Genomic DNA, 2,095 nt, shown 5'->3' with positions numbered 1-2,095 from the left:
TTGTCAGCGTTTCCCGGTATGCTATGACAGCATTTTATGACTTTTTATTTAAATTTGTCAATGTTTTCCCGCCAATGCCCCAGTTGTCCGTACTGTTCTCGTTGACCACCATATAGAAGGCTTCCTGAGGAATCCCCAGTGCTTCACTGGCAGCCCGGGTGACATCGGCAATCAGCTTTTCTTTCTGTTCCCTGGATGCTTTTGCAGTTTCCACTTTGATAAAGGGCATTCTTGATTGGATCTTTTCTGCAGACAAGCCGGGCTTCAGGACAGGGCCCGGAGTTCTTCCAGCAGTTCCGCACCATGAAGACGGGAGGCTTTCTCTACCCTTTCCCCATCTTCCTTCCGGCTGATGCCGGGAATATATAAACAGCCGAAGGTATACACCGGCTTTTCATACACCATACCGCAGAGTGCGGCAGTCTGCTGAAAAGTGTAGAGGAATTCATCTATCACATGCCGGTGCCTCCCCTGACTGGAATAGTCTTTTTCAGCTCCGCCGATGGTGAAGGAAAGGACCAGTTTCTTTCCCTGAAGTGCCGTTCCTTCACTGCCATAGGCAAATCCGTGGGACAGAACTTTTTCCATATAATTGCGGAGAAGAGCAGGGCAGGAATACCAGTAGAAAGGAAACTGGAATACGATGATATCTGCCTGGCGCAGACAGTCCTGTTCCTCTGCCACCGGGAGATCCCATCCGAGAAGGTCAAGCCTCCTCACCCGGATGGGCATATCTGACTGAGCCAGCTCTTTCAGAATGGTGCGATTGGCCAGGGAGTGTTTCAAATCCGGATGTCCGGATATAACCAGAATCTGAGACATTGCTTTTCCTTTCTTGAAACAAATTGACCAAGCATCAGAAGCTTTCTCTGAAGATTTCTTCAATTTCCTCAGCGGTAAGTTTCTTGTAGCCGCCGTCCAGAATGAGGGTGCCCTTCACCAGATCGGGAATCATGTCCTCTCTGGCTCCCAGGTCTGTAATATTCATGACGAGGCCCAGTTCTTTCATCCAGGATTCCATGGCAGAAAGGCCTTCCCTGGCAATTTCTTCGTCCGTTTTTCCTTCCGGGCTGACATTCCATACATTCACCGCAAAACGCTTAAATTTTGGAAGGCCATAGGGAAGAATATGGCGGTAATAGGGAAGAGATACCGCAGCCAGAGTCATTCCATGGGCTGCATTGGTAAGAGCACCTACGGACTGCCCCAGCATATGAACCATCCAGTCCTGGGATTTGCCTTTGCCGATGAGCGTATTCAGTGCCCAGGTAGCATCCCACATCAGGTTGCTTCTGGCTTCATAGTTTCTGGGATCTGCAGCGGCCAGACGGGATGCATGAATTACGGAGCGCATGAGGCCTTCAGCCAGATAGTCACTGCTGTTGTCATCACTGCCGGAGAAATACTGCTCGCAGATATGATTGAACATATCATAAATGCCGGAAATCATCTGGTAACGGGGCACGGTCATGGTAAATTCCGGATTCATAATGGAGAAACGGGGCATTACCTGCTCATCTGCAAATACATGGCCGATTTTCAGCTTCTGCTCATGGTTGGTGATAACGGAGCCCGCATTCATTTCAGAACCGGTGCCGGCCATAGTCAGAATGCATCCTACCGGCACGATTTCACAGTCCGGTTCTTCAAATTTCAGGAAGTACTTGTCCCAGGGATCACCATCATAATGGATGGATACAGACAGTGCCTTGGCGTAGTCGCAGCAGGAGCCGCCGCCTACTGCCAGGATAAAGTCCACTTTGCCTTTCCGAGCAGTTTCCACTCCTTCTCTCAGCTTATCGGCCGTAGGATTGGACATAACCCCTGCAATTTCGGTGATTTCTTTTCCTGCCTTTTTCAGGATATCCACCACCTGATCATAAATGCCGTTTCTTTTGATGGAACCGCCGCCGTAGACAAGAGCCACCGATTTTCCCTGTTTTTTCAGTTCTCCGGGAAGATAGGACAGGGCATCTTTGCCGAAATACAGTTTCGTAGGATTGTGATATTCAAAATTTCCTAACATAAAGGAGCCTCCTCATAATAATTGACTGATTGATGAATTATATTCTGTATACATATGATATAGGAAATC

The 2,095-nt window shown here is 48.5% G+C and carries 3 protein-coding genes; all 3 read right to left on the bottom strand.

The genetic code is table 11. The annotated features are described in order from the left end of the window. Positions 1-34 precede the first annotated feature (34 nt). From dmpI to ACI4N7_RS07725, 3 genes are read right to left on the bottom strand one after another with little or no spacing between them, the layout of a single operon-like run. Positions 35-229: a 4-oxalocrotonate tautomerase DmpI gene (dmpI, locus tag ACI4N7_RS07735; protein ID WP_439732779.1), complete on the bottom strand. Its 195-nt coding sequence runs from the start codon at positions 227-229 to the stop codon at positions 35-37. A 35-nt stretch (positions 230-264) separates the two neighbouring features. Continuing rightward, on the bottom strand, positions 265-822 hold the full coding sequence (locus ACI4N7_RS07730) for an NAD(P)H-dependent oxidoreductase (RefSeq protein ID WP_439732778.1): 558 nt from the start codon (positions 820-822) through the stop codon (positions 265-267). A gap of 34 nt (positions 823-856) precedes the next feature. Then, positions 857-2,026 carry an iron-containing alcohol dehydrogenase gene (locus ACI4N7_RS07725; RefSeq protein ID WP_439732777.1) on the bottom strand — a complete coding sequence of 390 codons (1,170 nt, stop codon included), beginning with the start codon at positions 2,024-2,026 and terminating at the stop codon, positions 857-859. Positions 2,027-2,095 lie beyond the last annotated feature (69 nt).

The organism is Dialister sp., from assembly GCF_051885895.1.
Lineage (GTDB): Bacteria > Bacillota > Negativicutes > Veillonellales > Dialisteraceae > Dialister.
This window is presented reverse-complemented; position numbering and strand designations above follow the sequence as displayed.